This is a genomic window from Neobacillus niacini (assembly GCF_046591715.1).
GTDB classification, from domain to species: Bacteria; Bacillota; Bacilli; order Bacillales; family Cytobacillaceae; genus Neobacillus; species Neobacillus niacini_L.
The window spans coordinates 106,501-122,409 of sequence record NZ_JAWVNQ010000006.1; the positions used below are offsets into that span (position 1 = coordinate 106,501).

The window sequence follows — 15,909 nt, forward strand, 5'->3', positions numbered from 1 at the left end:
GGATAAAATGAACGCAAAGAAAGAGAGCAGTCTTGCAGCTGAAATAAGCGGGGATGGGTCGTTTAACCGGCAGAAAAATAGATTTAATACACCGTTTGGATTTGGTGAAAGGGAACTGCCTGTGGAAAGAGGGCGGTACCGGTTATTATGGTCAGCTGTCTGCCCATGGGCACATCGCTCGGTAATTGTCCGGAAAATTCTTGGGTTAGAAGAGGTCATTAGTTTAGGTACACTAAGCCCAATGCGCCCCAAACTTCCACACGTAGACTGGGAATTTTCCTTAGATGAAGGCGGTGTAGACCCTGTTTTAGGAATTCGCTATCTGAGCGAAATTTATAAGAAAACCGATCCTGATTATACGGGGAGACCCACTGTTCCGGTCATGGTGGATGTGAAGGAACAAAAAGTTGTAAACAATGATTATTTTAAACTAACAAACTATTTAGAGACAGTCTGGTCAGACTTTCATAAAGAAAATGCACCAGATTTATATCCTGAATTCTTACGTGAAGAAATAGATGCCTTAAACGATTGCATCTTTCATGAAGTGAACAATGGTGTGTATAAATGCGGATTTGCCCAATCTCAGGAAGCTTATGAGCTGGCCTATGATACTTTGTTTGCCCGATTAGATAAATTAGAAGAGCGGCTTTCCAAACAACGATTCTTATTTGGGGATTATATTACAGATTCAGATGTACGGTTATATGCAACACTTATTCGCTTCGATGCGGCCTATTACTCTGCCTTCAAGACAAATCGAAATCGAATCGTTGATTTTCCTCATCTATGGGGGTATTTACGAGATTTATTTCAGACATCTGGTTTTGGTGATACCACTGATTTTGACGCAATTAAAAGGCATTATTATCTATCGAATCATATTGCAAGCAATGATCAGAAGGGTCACAATAGTATCCTTCCAAAGGGTCCAGATCTTTCAGGACTACTTTCTCAGCATAACCGCCAAGAATTAAGCAATAAGGAAGATAAATTTCTCATTCGGTAAGGGGGAAAGGCAATTGATTATTCGAAAAGCACTAGAAAGCGAATTGCCATATATACGTGAACAAAGAGTACTCTCCTACGAAGAGCATGCGGCAAGAATCCCTCTAGGCCATTGGCAGGCATTGAAGCTGGCCATTTCATCAAGTGTCGATACAGACCCTGGAGTTGAGCTGCTAGTAGCAGAAGTCGATGGAACCATTCTAGGCAGCGTTGCCTTATTCCCAGCCGAAACTGATGCCTATGAAGGTAACGTGGAAGCAGTGGATTATCCTGAAATACGGATGCTCGCGGTTTCTCCTGCAGCGCGCGGGAAGGGAGTGGCGACAGCCTTGATTTCTGAATGTATTAAGCTTTCAAAAGAGAGAGGGCACCATTCCATTGGATTGCATACAGGCGAATTTATGGAGAAGGCAATGAGGCTCTATGAGGGAATGGGGTTTGAAAGACTGTCCCAATATGACTTTATTCCTGCAAATGACGGCATTGTCGTAAAAGCGTATCGACTCTCCTTAGATAAGGAGTAAGACTATGATAAAGATTTGTAAAGCAAATCATGAACATGTACAGGGGATTTCTAAAGTATGCTCAGACGGGTACCGGGCCACTTACAGTGAAACACATACAAAACAATATATTGAGAGAATCATTAACGAGTTCTACAATCCTGAAAGACTATTAGATGAAGTAATCAATAGCAGCAGGCATTGGGGCGGTTACTTTGTTGCGGTCGAAAATGGCGAAGTAATCGGTGCGGGCGGCGGAGGGATGATTAACGAAACCGCTGGGGAAGTTTTTGTGTTGTATCTGAATCCTAACCGGCGCAATGAAGGAATTGGAACCAAGCTGCTTGATGCCATTACGAAACAACAGAAAGAAGAATTTTATGCCGCCGAGCAGTGGGTTTCAGTTCAAAAAGGGAACAGCAAAGGTATTCCTTTTTATGAGGCAAGAGGATTTGTTTTCCAGCATGAACAACATGGGTATGGAAATGCAGCGGAAGAAAACTATGTATCATTAAGATATTGCCGGCTAATTTGAGCATTGTTCCCTTGTACGAGGAAAACAAAGGTTATGGATAATGATACTAGGGGGAATCGTTCCCTTGAGGGGCGTAAACAAAGGTTAAAGGGAACAATACTTTGGGAATCGTTCCCTTAGACGTCCAAAACAATGGTAAAGAGGAACAATACTTGGAAGAATTCCACACAAAAAAGGCAGCAAGTTCGCTGCCTTTTTTGCGTCCAAATTAGTGAAACTATAAATTTGCAGAACTTGAAGGTACAGTTTTTATTTTATTAATGAAATAGTAATATTTGTAAATAACAACAGCTGCAAGCATGACGCGGACTATCAGACTGTCTAGGATAATGATGGGAATGGCAATCATCACGTCAGCAAATAACAAAATCGTAAGTTTTTGTTTTAACGTCATCGCCCTCTCTTTTACAAAAGTCTCTAAATGACGTTTATAAAGTTTTGTCCCTTTGAACCAGTGCTCAAAGCGCTCAGAGCCTTTCACAAAACAGAAGGAGGCTAATAGAAGCAGGGGAGTTGTCGGCAGCACAGGTAAGATAAGACCCAAAACGCCAAACCCGAGGGCAACAAATCCAATTACAATGTATAGAAATTTAACAATTTTGCTCATGTCACTTTCCCCTTTATCTGCCATAAGTCCTAGGTTTATCTTTATTATATCATTAAAAAAAGAAAGTTTTTTGACAGATTAAGTACATTAAAACTGTTTTAACCACCATTATGTTAAAATAATGAAGTCAAGATAATGGGGGTTGATGAAATGACTTTCTATGAAATGATCGTCGTCTTGCATATATTTTCAGCGATTATGGGTATGGGGCCAGGCTTTATTTTAACAACAGTCGTTAAGTCGGGAAATACAATGACCGAGCTAAGGCATTCCTATGCCATTAGACATAAATTGCATATATTTGTTATGGTTGGCGGCACGCTGCTTCTCATAACTGGGTTAATCATGGGATTTATGAATCCAAGCCTGTTTAAAATGGGCTGGTATGTAACGAGCCTTATCCTTTTTTTAATTGCACTTGCAAGCGGACCGATATTGCTATCACCAAGGTCAAAACCTGTAAAAGCTTTGTTAGCATCTCATAAAGGCGAGGAAATACCTGATGAATATTATCGTTTATCCAAAATTCTGTTCCGGTATGAACACCTAGCAAACGTAATATTTATAATTATCATCGCTTTGATGATCCTAAAACCCTTTTAAATAAAACAAAGGTATGGCGCATTTAAAAGCCATACCTTTTTTTACGCCCTATTTATGAAAGTAGATAGGATAAGACTTCAGGGAATCTCTTCTTAAAGGAAGTATAGTTGTGCTCACCCTGGTCAATTGTTTGATAGCGGGTGTCTTCAATTTTGCTGCTCAAGATATCGTAGATTGATTGAATCATTTCTGTAAACTGGTTATTCAAATCTTGATCATCACAAACTTCGTGAGTACCAAAATCAATATAAAACTTCTCAATTCCAGATAAGTCGGAATTCCTAACAAATACCTCAAGTTCCTCTATGTTGCGATAATATCCTGGAGATAGGGCGGCAATCTTCTTGAAAATTTGTGGATAGGTGCAGGCTGCATAGGTAGAAATAAGAGCTCCTAGTGAAATTCCAGCCATCGAAGTTTGGCCAGCAAGAGTTCGGTATTTATCATCGATTAATGGTTTCAATTCATTTACGATAAAGTCCAAGTATTGTTTTCCTTTACCGCCAGAAGTACTAGGGGTGCCAATTATTTTCTCAGCGATTGGTCCGTTTACCCATGGGCAGTACTCGTTAATGCGTTCATCTCCTAAAGGATTAAGGTCGATGGCAACAACGATTATTTCTATTTTATTTTCATCAAGATAATCTTTTAATCCTAAAGATACTCCCTTAATGGCTCCTTCATCCTCAAAAACATTTTGGCCATCATGCATATATAGAACGGGGTATTGTTTGTTTGATTCGTGGTAGCTTAAAGGCAGATACACTCTAATCATTCTTTCTTGATCGAAGGAAGACATATTAACAAGAAGCTTTTCTATCATCTCCACACCTACTATTCTATGTATTATATTTGATAATTTACCATATTTATGAAATTTTTGGGAGAATGAAAACAGGCTGGTGAGAAATTTTGTCTCACCAGCCTGAGGAATAAATTATTCCCTAGACAAAGAGATTAAACCCACCAAAATGGGTCTCTTCTATCGTCTCTTCTGCGATTACAGCCGCATCTGTTGTCATCTCTTCTTCTTCTTCTTCTGTTTTCTTCATCAATTACAATAACTCTATCGGCACGAATAACCACTTCGTCAGCATTAATAACCACTCTTCTGTCATCGTTGCGATCTTGTGCACCAGCAACATTGCCATTGCCATTGTCACGGCAGCCTCTGTTACGGTCTTCCACTCCGCCGACATTGTCTTCACGACGTCTTCTTGACATTCAAATCCCTCCTTTCACCTGTACTATAAAATATGCTTGTACAAAAACATGTGATTGGACAAATTACATATATTTTCTTGTGAAAAGTAATGTGTGCCAATAAAGCTAGGAAGGAGAATAGCAATATAATGTGGAAAATAAGGAAATATAGTAGGATATAGATGTTTCTAGATTGGAGGTTTTCAATTTGAAGGATTATAGGGTAGATACATATGATGAAGCGGTAAATGTAATAAAAGAACTTGGATTTCTTCCTCTGGCAAATCTTATTACGGCTTATCCATCACTCGACAGTATCACGGCGAAAGAAAATTGGTACACAGGTTCACAGCTGGATCCATGGCTTTGGCGTGCTCAATTTCCTGTTGATGGCACAGCAGCGTATGGAAAATTTGTGAAAAAGAAATCTGTATTGATTGCAAGTGAGTTTTTGCCTATGTTTCGGGCAATTTTAGGGTCGCCATTACCCGTTAGTGACCGCTATCAAGACGGAGTCATCTCCAAAGAAGCATTACAATTATATACGCTGATTCATGAAAATGAGGGAATTGACACAAGAGTATTAAGGATCCAAGCAGGTATGAAAGAAAAAGAAAAGAAGAAGGCTTTTGATCATGCCTTACTGGAATTGCAAAGCTCTATGGATATCGTTGTTTCTGGGACAAAGGAAAAAACATATGAGGCCGGTGAGAAAAATGGCTGGAGCAGTACCTCATTCGAAACAATGAATCACTGGGCAAAGAACCATGATATTGATAATAGTTTTGTCAGTAAGGATGATGCAAAAATGATGCTAAGAGATCATTTTGCTGCTTTTTGCAGCCCAGAGTCTATTAAGGCTATTCAAAAATTATTTGGATTTTGAGGAAATCGTGAGGGTTTCCTTTTTTTATGTCCAATTAAGGGGATGTATGAGCATCTGGCCCAATTTCAGAAAAATTCGTGATAGGAGCATGTCCATTTTTTCATGAATTTCATACTTTATATAAAAGGAGATGAACGAATATGAATCGTAGAAAAAATCCGTTTTCACTCTGCATTTTTCCAGGATACAGATGGTGCGGACCAGGCTGCAGCGGACCGGGAGCACCTATTAACGATGTTGATTCCTGCTGCTACAAGCATGACCTCTGTCTTGAACGGGGAAACTCCCCTTGTTACTGTGATAAACGATTTATGGACTGCCTGCAGTCCAAGATAAATCCGTGCTCTAGAAAGGGAAGGCATGCAAATATTATGTATAAATTTATGAAACTAAAAACAGGTTTCACCTGTGGTCATCATCATAGATGTTAGATTTTGATCAAAGGCAGGCTTTTTTCTCCAAGCTGCAGATCCATTTATAAAAAGCCAACAAAATTAGTAAAAGAATGGGATCAAGGATAGCGGCGTGCCATAGTTTCCACCAGCCATAATGAAAATAACCCCATGGCGCAGGAAGCAGAGTGATAACCTCGTAAATTAATATGGCTATTACAAAAACAGCTAAATAAACAAACTGTTTAATCCATCCTTGTTTATGAGGGAACCAATTTAAAAAAAACATATTCACGGGCGGAATTAGGAACACATGGGGGAGTATGCCTCTCCAGTCTATTTCTTTTTCAAAATACCAGTAGGCATGATATTTGAATTCAATAATACTATCGAAGAGGATTTGTAAGGCAATCGTAAATAACCAAATATGAAGAATTTGATTGCCTGATAGTAATTTATTTGTTTTAAAACCTAAATAGTTAAAGGCGGCCATTGCAGTTAAAAGTCCTATCATGACATTTCCCTTTTTTATATTAATTTGTCCATAAAGCACGGTGCTATGCAAATAGGTGATATTTAGGTTCAAATTTTTACAATTTTGCCCTATATAGTTTTCTTAAACACAAGTCTGATATAATAGATAATAGAAGTAGTGTCCTAAGTAAGGTCACTACTTTTTCTTAGATTTGGGGAAAACAAGTAAGGAGATTGAAAAAAGGTTTGACAGCAGACTAAGCGATTTAGAGTAGTTGGGGGATGAATTCCTATGATAACAAACTTTGATTCATTAAAAGAGCTTAAGATACGCATTTATATGTGGGTTTTACCTTGTATTATCATTTCTCTCATCTCTAATACACTTTTACAAAATACCGAAGGAATAAATAAGTTTGATTTTACAATCAATAATACTCTTACAATTTGGTTTATCATCAGTTGGTTTCTACTATATAAAAGAAAATTTGTTCAATTTACGGAATACTCCAATTTGGCATTAGTCAGTTTTTATCATGTTACAACGTTTTTTGATGCTGTCCGTAACTATATGGCAGTATCAGGCGGGTCTCTTGGTGACTTTATTATCTGGATGCCGATTATTACCTTGTTCTTTTTCTTAACCTTAGGAACAAAACGAGGGTTATACTATTCCATCGTCATATTTCTTACAACCTTCGTTATGGGAATTATGTATCTTAATAGTCTTTCCTCAGAATCCATTGATTCGCTGGGTCAATATTACTTTGCTAACCTTGTTTACATTATTGTTCTTTACTATGCTCAGCATGTATTTAAGACATATGCTGACCTTGAAATGTTCAAAAAGCACGCATATTATGATTCATTAACGAGAATTGCAAATCGTCTGCAGATTGATGAGTGGCTTGAAAAAAAGCTCAAGGCTTTCGAAGTTAAAAAGGAAGGATTCTCGGTTATATTCTTTGATATTGATCATTTTAAGCAGGTCAATGATAACTATGGACATAAAGTTGGCGATGAGGTGTTAGTAGAATTGGCTGAACTCATCCAAGGCCAGCTCACTAATCGAGAGTTATTTGGACGGTGGGGAGGAGAAGAGTTCATTATTATCTCTAAAGCCGTTGGAGAAGAAACGATTAGGCTTGGCGAACATTTAAGGAAAGTTGTATCTGAACATTGTTTTAATGAAGCAGGAAACCTTACAGCAAGTTTTGGTATTACCGATTCTAAGCCTGGTGACAGTATCGATTCTTTATTGAATCGTGCGGATAAAGCATTATACTCATGTAAAAACTGTGGAAGAAATCAAGTTAGCTATATCAATTAAAGGGTTGGTGCCAGGTTAGGGCGCCAGCCCAATTTAATGTTCTAAAAAAGGGCAAAAAAAGGAGCCTGGTACACATGTACCAGGCTAAAATTATGGGAAGTTTTAAGAATAAGGTTCCTTAAACCTTAAGACTCAAATAAGTTATCTTTATAATAAGATAAACATTTGTAGAAGTTATAGAGAAGTTATGTGGAATTTGTGAAGATGAATCTTTTAAAAAATTAGGCAAAAAAAAGGATTGGCACCCTTAGTGCCAATCAAATTATGGGAAGTTTTTAAGAATAAGGTTCCTAAAACCTAAGTCTCAAATAAGTTATCTTTATCATAAGATAAACATTTGTAGAAGTTATAGAGAAGTTATGTGGAAATTATGAAGATGAAAAATTTTTTCGTTATAGAGTGAAAATAGTTAAAAAGTCTCATAATAAATTTGCCAGAATAAATTTATTAAGGAGATGATTTTTTGAACAAGCATTTAACAAAATTTATGCTTTTGTTCATTTCAGTTGCTTTAATACTCCCAGCTTCCATTAGTGCACAAGAAAAGGTAGAGCCTGTAACTGCAGAACGGCCGATAAGCCAAAAATCCGTTCAACTAAGGATTGATTTGAGGCATCTATGGAATGAGCACGCTTTTTGGACAGAAAAGTTTGTAGTAAGTTCAATCGCAGGGCTTGAGGATCAAGAACCGGTGCTAGCAAGATTATTACAAAACCAGGACGATTTAGGAAATGCCATTAAACCCTATTACGGAGAGGAAGCTGGCAACAAACTTGGTCAGCTGTTAAGAGAACATATTCAAGTTGCCGGTAAAGTGGTTACTGCAGCGAAAAGCGGAAATCAGGCTGATTTGAAAAAGTACAATGCCGAATGGTTTAAAAATGCAGATGATATTACCAATTTTTTAACTGCTGCAAATCCAAATTTCAATAAAAAAGAATTAAACGACATGATGTATATGCATTTGAAACTGATCACAGACGGTGTGGTTGCTAAACTTAATAAGGATTGGAATGCGAATATTACAGCCTTAGACAAAAATCAGGAACATCTTATGCATATGTCCGATTTTCTAGCGGAGGGTATTATAAAGCAGTTTCCAAATAAGTTTTAATGAAATGGAGCCAGTATGGCTCTATTTTTTTTTGCCCTCTTAAATTTTTTTTTATAAAAATAAAACCTTTTTTCCACTCCCTAGTCTAATATTTAGTCACAGGGACTTGGGGGGCGGAATTGTTATGAATGACGAAAAAATAGTGCAGCGCGCCATTGAAGGGGATGACACTGCTTTTCTAAACTTAATACAAATGTACAAGATAGATTTATATAAAACCGGATACTCTTATTTGAAAAATGAAGGAGAAGTACTTGAGGCCATTCAAGAAGTAACTTACCGAGCATATAAGAATATTCACAGTGTTCGTGAAGTCTCTTATTTTAAAACATGGCTTATTCGCATCATGATAAATTATTGTAATGACCAGTTAAAAAAGAAGAAACGTGTAGTAATGGGCAATGAGATTTTGAATTTCCAGGGCAGAAGTGATGATTATTTATCAATGGAGTTAGAAGACGCAATGGTCGCTTTAGATGATCGGTCACGAGAAATATTAACATTGAAATACTTTCATGATTTGAAAATTAAGGACATTGCCAATTGTATGCAGCGACCAGAAGGAACAGTAAAAACTTGGCTGAATAAAGCACTAAAGTCACTTCGCGAAAAGTTAGAAGAGAAGGGCGGGAAAGTAAATGTATAAAAGGGAAGAAGATAAATTAACAGAATACAAGCATTCCTTTGATGATATCAATGTTCCGCTAGATTTATTAGATGATGCCATATTATCTGGCTTTCAAAAAGCAAAAGGAGAAAAGGCCGGGAAACCTCAAAAAAGAAGAATGCTTTTTAGCTTTATGGCAGCGGCTATTCTTTTCTTAGGTTTTTTCACATCCATTAAGCTTTCCCCAGCATTTGCATCCTATGTTGCTGTCATCCCGGGCATGGAAAAGGTAATCGAATTAATTCGCGGTGACAAGGGACGTATGCTGGCCATTGAAAATGACTATTATCAGGAAATTGGCGTTTCACAAGAAAAAAACGGACTTGAAATTACTATAGATGGAGCTATTGCGGATGAGAATGGATTGGTTCTTTTTTATTCCGTGGAATCGGATAAGAAGCAAAAGGAAGTTATCCTTGAAGAAGCAGGGTTATTTGATCAAAATGGTCAGAAACTGAACTGGAGTTCTGCATCAATAGGCACCCACCATTCTTCACAAGAAGGGGAAACCTTTTATAATGGTTCGCTTGAATACTTCTTTGACACCCCGCTTCAACAGAAGGACTTTGAATTGAAACTAAAGGTGAAGAGTGATCAACAAAATGCTGACTATCATTTTTCTTTTACTTTAAATAAAGATATAAAAGCAAAAAAGACATATGAAATAAATAAAACGCTGAGTATTGAAGGACAAAAAGTGACCTTTGTAGAAGCAGACATATATCCTTTAAGAGTGGCTGTTCATGTAAGAATGGACCCAGCGAACTCTAAAAAACTCCTTAATTTTGATGATATCAGGCTGGTAGATGAAAATGGGGATGTATGGAATAAAATAAATAATGGCGTGTTTGCAAGTAGAATTTCTGAAAACGAAGCAATCCTCTATTTACAAAGCAATTACTTTAAGAATCCAGAAAAATTGTATTTGGAAGTAAATAAGATTCAGGCGATTGATAAGAGTGACACCTTTGTTGTAGTGGATACAGAAAAGGAAGAATTTGTGAAGCAACCGTCGGGGAACCAATTGTATGAGTTCAAGGTTGAAGAAAACTATCTGCTATTTAAACTTCAAACCAAAGAGGAGTTCACTGCCTTTCCTTTTGGGGCAATCACAGATGGAAATGGAAAAGAGATGAGACCTACACAAACAGAAATGGTGAATCATGAAGGCGAAGTTGAACTGCGGGTATTGATCCCTGATTTGGAAAATGTTACTAGTCCGATTAACTTAGAACTTAGCTTTTTCCCAACTTGGATTGAGGGGAAGGAGAGAGTGAGGATAAAGTAAAAAAAGAGCCAGTGGCTCTTTCAGGCTGTCGAGAGAATCTCGACAGCCTTTAATATCTTTAACAAGGACAAATCCTTCTGCTTGCGCTTACGATTTGTCCTTAAGACTCCTGGACGAAGGACAAATCCTATTGCCGGTGCTAACGATTTGTCCTTAAGACCCCGGCTGAAGGACAAATCCTACTGCCGGCGCTAGTGATTTGTCCTTAAGCCCCCGGATGAAGGACAAATCCTACAGGCTGGGCAACCGATTTGTCCTTAAGCCCCCGGATGAAGGACAAATCCTACTGCCGGTGCTAACGATTTGTCCTTAAGCCCCTGGATGAAGGACAAATCCTCCTGGCTGGGCAAACGATTTGTCCTTAAGCCCCTGGATGAAAGACAAATCCTCCTGGCTGGGCAAACGATTTGTCCTTAAGCCCCCGGATGAAGGACAAATCCTATTGCCGGTGCTAACGATTTGTCCTTAAGCCCCCGGATGAAGGACAAATCCTACTGCCGGTGCTAACGATTTGTCCTTAAGCCCCTGGATGAAGGACAAATCCTCCTGGCTGGGCAACCGATTTGTCCTTAAGCCCCCGGATGAAGGACAAATCCTACAGGCTGGGCAACCGATTTGTCCTTAAGCCCCCGGATGAAGGACAAATCCTATTGCCGGCGCAACCGATTTGACCTTAAGACCCCGTATGAAGGATAAATCCTACTGGCTGGACAAACGAAGTGGCTCTTTTTCTATCCCCAAACCTCATTCAGTGTCTCTCGAAATAACTGATTTAAAAGGTCAGTAGGATTGGGGTGCTCAACACTTATTTCCTGTACATATTGTTCTAAACGCTGAATCTCTGTTTCTAAGAATGGATTAATTATCTCTTTTCTTCTAGGGGCAGGGTCAAGAATATCCCCAGCCATCTTTCGTTTTATTATGTCGTCAAGAATCTCTCGAATCTCCCCAGTTGGAAGGATATCACAAAGGAGCTTTGTGAATTTAACAGGGGGAAATGCACCGTGCTTTTCAATCCACAGAGCAGCCAAAAGCGGACGAAAAATGTTGAAATATCTTTTAATCTTAACTTCCTCCCGATTTACATAATCACGGTAATTGCCTTTGGCCATTTTTAAATAATGATGGATACCTGAAACAGGAGAAAAAACGTGGCCTTCCAATTCTTTCATCCCATTGATGGCAGAGGACGTTTGGTAATAAACGATATCTGAATGAAGCCATTCCAGAAGAGGTGGATTGGATTTACGAAATAATCGTAACGCTTTGGTCAGCTCCCAGCCATTTAAATCAAGTAGTTCGTGCACTTGAATGGAAAGCTTATCATGCTTTGGAACCTCGAGCACATCCCGTTCTTGATCGATGGAAAGATACCATTCCTTTTTATGAAGATAAATAAACCGGATATCAAAGTCACTATCCTTTGAGGGAAAGCCCCAGACTCTGCTGCCAGATTCACAGGCATAAAGGATTTTAATATCAAATTCTTTTTCAATCTGTTTCAATACCATTAGGATATGTTCTCTCACTTCGGTAGACCTCATTTTACTTTATTTTACTGCTTTTCATAGCCTTTCCCCAGGTGCTTGAAATCAATGTAAATTACTTCAAAAAACACAATGTTTTATGTTGTTGTTTCCATAAAATTTGCACTATAATAGGAGTATAACTGTTCACATAATTGTCAAATTTATATCTTTGAAGAAATAGAAACAGGGTAATCCTAATGGGTAGATATGGAGGGAACGGAAATGATTAGAATGGCTGTTGCGGGTGTTTTGGGTTTTGTTCTAATTTTTATTGAAAGCTTGATTGTAATGAAACTAAAGGGTTATCATGGAATCGAGTTCGGAGGCTTAGCACCGTTTATTAATGTATGGGCCATGAATTTCTTTCTTGTTTTTGCAATACTCACCCAAGTAACAAACTGGTATCAAGATCGTACAGGTTATGAAAACGCAGAAGAAGATAATAGTTATTAAAAAGTGAGCCTCAATCAGAAATGATTGAGGCTTACTGTTTTTGTTATGCATGTTGCTTTGCTGTTACTTTTCCTTTGAGAACAGTTTTGCGCATGAATGGAACCACCCAGCGGTCAAGACCGATACGGCCAGCATTGTAACCAGCTGTTAAGATGATGAAACCTAAGAATATGTCAGTTGGGTTATGAGATACTGTTCCTGCTAAGAAGAAAGAGAAGTTCATCACTAGACCAAAGAACATAGCCGCTGTTGTCAAACATCCAAGCATAAGACCTAAACCAATTAATGTTTCTCCCCAAGGAACGATAAAGTTGAAGACATCGATGTTTGGTAAAGCAAAGCTTTCTAAGAAATTAACATACCAGCCATAAACCATGTTGCCATCTGGACCTGTCACTGGTTTAGCAATTGCTCCTTTTAGGAAGCCAGAAGCATCGAATCCGCCTGTAATTTTATGAAAACCTGCTGTGAACCAAGAATAACCAAGGTATAAACGAATAATTGTTAATATAGCTGCTGAAATTTTGTTCTCTCTTAAAAAGTTATTAAACATAATAAATTCCGCCTTTCAAAAATGAATTTGTATTTGATAGTTACACTATAAGTGATAGTTGAAGTTAACAACATGGCCGTAGTGATAAGTTCACACTTTGTTAAAAATGTTTTGACAGAATCTTGAACAGCTTAGTTCATAACCATCTTGAAGCATCTCCTTGTTAAATACCTTTTAAATATTTACTACACTGCTAATATAGCAAATTAATCTTGAATTGAGGGTAAATTGCTCACCACTTCACATATCTGTAAAAAAGATTTGAACAAAATGTTAACACCTTTTTAAAATAGGTATTCACTTTAAACTATTTGTTTTATTACAATAAAAATAAAGAATTTTCTGTAAAGGGTGATTTTATGCACCAGAAGAGCGAATTGGAGAATTTTCCTTATCCGTTCCAAGAGGATGTTTACCGGTATTCAAATAATTCAATTCCTCTAGAACAGCCAAATTCTATTGAAATTACTTCAAGGTATCTTGATGAGATAGAGTTGAAGCGAGAATTAATTACACAATATCCAAAACGGTGTTATCAATCTCTGCCGCATAGCTTGAAGGGGCAGTGGGAAATTGTTGAACTGGTAATAGATCATTTACTTAACCTATATCCTAATTGGTTTCATCTTGAAAAAAATAAGGGAAATTGGACTTTTCAAAATAAGCTTTTACAAGAAAAACATACCTTTCGTTTTGGAGATGAAACAAGTATCCCTTGTGAGCCGCTTGATTTTATCGGCCGGCATGTACAAGAGGATTTGATTTATATGAAGAAGCGAGATGGAGATTTGTTCCTAGACGCTGGTCAATTATGCTTTCCTGCTAATTGGTCTTTGGCATTTGATTTAGGTATGAGCTTTAAGGAAATTCATAAGCCGATTCCTGGATTTAAAGAGGAAGGTTTGGATTCAAGAATTCTACAGTTTTTGTTGAATTTAGAAGCAGGTATGCCATGGTGGAGGAAAAACTGGTCATTGATGGCTGGGGGCCGCTTAGACACTTCACTCGAAACGTTTGATATATGGGGGAAAGATAGGAGAACTGTCACGAAGGAGAACGCCGGTCAGCTGGTTCATTTGCGGGTTGAGGTTCAGAAACTTTTTAGACTGCCAAGAACAGATGGAGTATTGTTTACTATTCACACACATTTGCTGTCTCTAGAAAAACTGGCTTCTAATCTAGCATGGGCCAAGCAATTTTACCATATCCTTGAAGAGCTGCCGCCGCATATTGTGGACTATAAGGGGCTCTCACTTTTTAAAGAACAGGTTATTAAGTATTTGGAAGATAGGATGGAGTAGTTATGGAAGATGAACTGACACTGGTTCCGGGTAAGCGAAAATATTTATTTTATGGAGATCAGATAGGCATGCAGCTCTTGCGGCCAGTGATTGCCATAGCGATGGAACAAAAGCTCAACTATGAACTGGTTTTGGAAGGTGAGCAAGATTTAGCTATGTGGCTGGGTGAGCAGAAGATGGGAAGTTACCTTTATGTTGCGGCACCCTGGGCAAATCTGAAATCGATAAAACTTTTTGCTGAAGGTATTGGGTTCTCTGCTGAAGAAGCGAAGTATGTTGGTTATGGCGAACGTTCAATTAATATATTTTGCTGCCGCTGTCATGGGTTAACTGAGATAGTTGAAACTGCTGCCGAAATTCCCTGCAGGCACTGCAAACTATTACTTGAAGTTTCAGATCATTATTCTACCTTAAGGGGGGCTTATTTGGGGTATGTGGCAAGACGCTAATAGGATAGAAGTTATTGTTATTTCAGTTAATCAAGAAACTCCCCTAGTCAAAAAATTCACATTAGCACGGGAAGACGGTGAGGCTCTTCCTGGCTTTAGCAGCGGCTCTCATATCACTACTTATATAAATGGACTTGAAAGAAATTATTCTCTAACCAATTATCAGGACCAAGGTAACTGCTATGAGATTGCCATCCGATTAAATGATTGTTCCGCTGGAGGTTCAAGCTATTGGCATCAGCACGTCAAAGCAGGGTACAAACTAAAAATTAGCTATCCAAAAAATCATTTTCCTTTAAGTTTCAAAGCAAAGCATCACGTATTTTATGCTGCGGGTATCGGGATTACCCCTTTTTTATCGATGATGGCAGAGTTAAAGGATGCTTTAGGCTCATTTGAGCTTCACTTTGCAGCGAAATCCAAGGAAATGTGTGCATTTTACGGACTTATTAAAGAAAAATATCGTGATCAAAGTCATTTTTATTTTTCAGAAGAGATTGATTCTGAAAGATTAGGAGTATCATCGCTGCTTGAACATAGGATTGGGACACATGTTTATTTCTGTGGTCCTGAATTGTTTATCTCAGACTTTACTGATGCTGCCATGCAGTACGGGTATCCTCGTTCAAGTATCCATCATGAAAGGTTTACCCCGCCGCTTCCAAAAGAGAAGAAACCATTTTTAGCAGAATTAACAAATGGCAAAAGTGTCCATGTCTCGATGGAAAAGACCCTTTTAGAGGCACTGCTAGAGGAAGGGATTAAGATTCCTTACTCTTGCAAGGTTGGGTGCTGCGGAACATGTGAGCTTAAAGTGGAAGAGGGAGAGATTGCACATTTTGATTCATTTTTAAGCGAGGAACAAAAGAACAAACATAATGTCATACTGGCATGTGTATCCAGAGCAAAGTCTGAGAAATTGGTTTTAGTTCTTTGATTGGAAATATGACATAAAAATAAATGAACCAAAAGTGATTTTTTTACTTGATAAAAATAATATCATTAGTTAAAATA

19 protein-coding genes are annotated in these 15,909 nt (G+C 38.1%); 13 read left to right on the top strand and 6 right to left on the bottom strand.

Annotated elements, in window-relative coordinates:
• The first annotated feature begins 7 nt into the window (after nt 1–7).
• The 3 genes from SFC47_RS16450 to SFC47_RS16460 are packed head-to-tail and all read left to right on the top strand — an operon-like array spanning nt 8 to nt 2,046.
• Nucleotides 8–1,009: a glutathione S-transferase family protein gene (locus SFC47_RS16450; RefSeq protein WP_411255389.1), complete on the top strand. Its 1,002-nt coding sequence runs from the start codon at nt 8–10 to the stop codon at nt 1,007–1,009.
• 13 nt (nt 1,010–1,022) lie between these two features.
• Entirely contained in the window at nt 1,023–1,532 is a 510-nt protein-coding gene (locus tag SFC47_RS16455) for a GNAT family N-acetyltransferase (RefSeq protein WP_411255390.1), read from the top strand.
• Nucleotides 1,533–1,536: 4 nt separating this feature from the next.
• Nucleotides 1,537–2,046 (top strand): GNAT family N-acetyltransferase, encoded by a 510-nt coding sequence (locus SFC47_RS16460; protein ID WP_411255391.1) that lies wholly within the window; start codon nt 1,537–1,539, stop codon nt 2,044–2,046.
• 217 nt (nt 2,047–2,263) lie between these two features.
• Here SFC47_RS16460 and SFC47_RS16465 read toward each other — a convergent pair whose 3' ends face one another.
• Nucleotides 2,264–2,653, bottom strand: a complete 390-nt coding sequence (locus tag SFC47_RS16465; protein ID WP_411255392.1) for a YbaN family protein — start codon at nt 2,651–2,653, stop codon at nt 2,264–2,266.
• A 150-nt stretch (nt 2,654–2,803) separates the two neighbouring features.
• Between SFC47_RS16465 and SFC47_RS16470 the strand changes: the two genes are divergently transcribed.
• Complete coding sequence (locus SFC47_RS16470; protein ID WP_411255393.1) at nt 2,804–3,256, top strand: DUF2269 family protein; 453 nt, start codon at nt 2,804–2,806, stop codon at nt 3,254–3,256.
• A 52-nt stretch (nt 3,257–3,308) separates the two neighbouring features.
• Here the strand turns inward: SFC47_RS16470 and SFC47_RS16475 are convergent, their stop codons facing one another.
• A complete protein-coding gene (locus SFC47_RS16475; protein WP_411255394.1) occupies nt 3,309–4,079 on the bottom strand; it encodes an alpha/beta hydrolase in 771 nt (256 codons plus the stop codon).
• Nucleotides 4,080–4,213: 134 nt separating this feature from the next.
• Entirely contained in the window at nt 4,214–4,480 is a 267-nt protein-coding gene (locus SFC47_RS16480; RefSeq protein ID WP_411255395.1) for a hypothetical protein, read from the bottom strand.
• 187 nt (nt 4,481–4,667) lie between these two features.
• On the opposite strand from SFC47_RS16480, the gene SFC47_RS16485 reads away from it, so the two are divergent.
• The gene (locus SFC47_RS16485) at nt 4,668–5,345 is read left to right on the top strand and encodes an AlkZ-related protein (RefSeq protein ID WP_411255396.1); all 678 of its coding nucleotides are present in this window, start codon (nt 4,668–4,670) and stop codon (nt 5,343–5,345) included.
• Nucleotides 5,346–5,783: 438 nt separating this feature from the next.
• Here SFC47_RS16485 and SFC47_RS16490 read toward each other — a convergent pair whose 3' ends face one another.
• Entirely contained in the window at nt 5,784–6,251 is a 468-nt protein-coding gene (locus SFC47_RS16490) for a hypothetical protein (RefSeq protein WP_411255397.1), read from the bottom strand.
• Nucleotides 6,252–6,503: 252 nt separating this feature from the next.
• Between SFC47_RS16490 and SFC47_RS16495 the strand changes: the two genes are divergently transcribed.
• The 4 genes from SFC47_RS16495 to SFC47_RS16510 all read left to right on the top strand — a co-directional run bounded on the left by SFC47_RS16495 (nt 6,504) and on the right by SFC47_RS16510 (nt 10,610).
• The gene (locus tag SFC47_RS16495; RefSeq protein WP_411255398.1) at nt 6,504–7,541 is read left to right on the top strand and encodes a GGDEF domain-containing protein; all 1,038 of its coding nucleotides are present in this window, start codon (nt 6,504–6,506) and stop codon (nt 7,539–7,541) included.
• A gap of 487 nt (nt 7,542–8,028) precedes the next feature.
• Nucleotides 8,029–8,655, top strand: a complete 627-nt coding sequence (locus tag SFC47_RS16500) for a glycosyltransferase (RefSeq protein ID WP_411255491.1) — start codon at nt 8,029–8,031, stop codon at nt 8,653–8,655.
• A gap of 124 nt (nt 8,656–8,779) precedes the next feature.
• The gene (locus tag SFC47_RS16505; RefSeq protein ID WP_411255399.1) at nt 8,780–9,301 is read left to right on the top strand and encodes a sigma-70 family RNA polymerase sigma factor; all 522 of its coding nucleotides are present in this window, start codon (nt 8,780–8,782) and stop codon (nt 9,299–9,301) included.
• A complete protein-coding gene (locus tag SFC47_RS16510; protein WP_411255400.1) occupies nt 9,294–10,610 on the top strand; it encodes a DUF4179 domain-containing protein in 1,317 nt (438 codons plus the stop codon). The genes SFC47_RS16505 and SFC47_RS16510 overlap by 8 nt, the downstream gene beginning before the upstream one ends.
• Before the next feature lie 731 nt (nt 10,611–11,341).
• Here SFC47_RS16510 and SFC47_RS16515 read toward each other — a convergent pair.
• Complete coding sequence (locus SFC47_RS16515; protein WP_411255401.1) at nt 11,342–12,139, bottom strand: nucleotidyltransferase domain-containing protein; 798 nt, start codon at nt 12,137–12,139, stop codon at nt 11,342–11,344.
• A gap of 222 nt (nt 12,140–12,361) precedes the next feature.
• On the opposite strand from SFC47_RS16515, the gene SFC47_RS16520 reads away from it, so the two are divergent.
• Complete coding sequence (locus SFC47_RS16520) at nt 12,362–12,592, top strand: hypothetical protein (protein WP_411255402.1); 231 nt, start codon at nt 12,362–12,364, stop codon at nt 12,590–12,592.
• A gap of 43 nt (nt 12,593–12,635) precedes the next feature.
• Here the strand turns inward: SFC47_RS16520 and SFC47_RS16525 are convergent, their stop codons facing one another.
• Nucleotides 12,636–13,145 carry a DoxX family membrane protein gene (locus SFC47_RS16525; RefSeq protein WP_411255403.1) on the bottom strand — a complete coding sequence of 170 codons (510 nt, stop codon included), beginning with the start codon at nt 13,143–13,145 and terminating at the stop codon, nt 12,636–12,638.
• A 359-nt stretch (nt 13,146–13,504) separates the two neighbouring features.
• Between SFC47_RS16525 and SFC47_RS16530 the strand changes: the two genes are divergently transcribed.
• Genes SFC47_RS16530 through SFC47_RS16540 form a run of 3 tightly spaced genes read left to right on the top strand, consistent with a single transcriptional unit; the run spans nt 13,505 to nt 15,832 of the window.
• Complete coding sequence (locus SFC47_RS16530) at nt 13,505–14,446, top strand: heme-dependent oxidative N-demethylase family protein (RefSeq protein WP_411255404.1); 942 nt, start codon at nt 13,505–13,507, stop codon at nt 14,444–14,446.
• A 2-nt stretch (nt 14,447–14,448) separates the two neighbouring features.
• Nucleotides 14,449–14,895, top strand: coding sequence for a dimethylamine monooxygenase subunit DmmA family protein (locus tag SFC47_RS16535; protein WP_411255405.1), 447 nt, complete (start codon nt 14,449–14,451; stop codon nt 14,893–14,895).
• Nucleotides 14,879–15,832, top strand: coding sequence for a PDR/VanB family oxidoreductase (locus SFC47_RS16540; protein ID WP_411255406.1), 954 nt, complete (start codon nt 14,879–14,881; stop codon nt 15,830–15,832). The genes SFC47_RS16535 and SFC47_RS16540 overlap by 17 nt, the downstream gene beginning before the upstream one ends.
• Nucleotides 15,833–15,909: the final 77 nt, after the last annotated feature.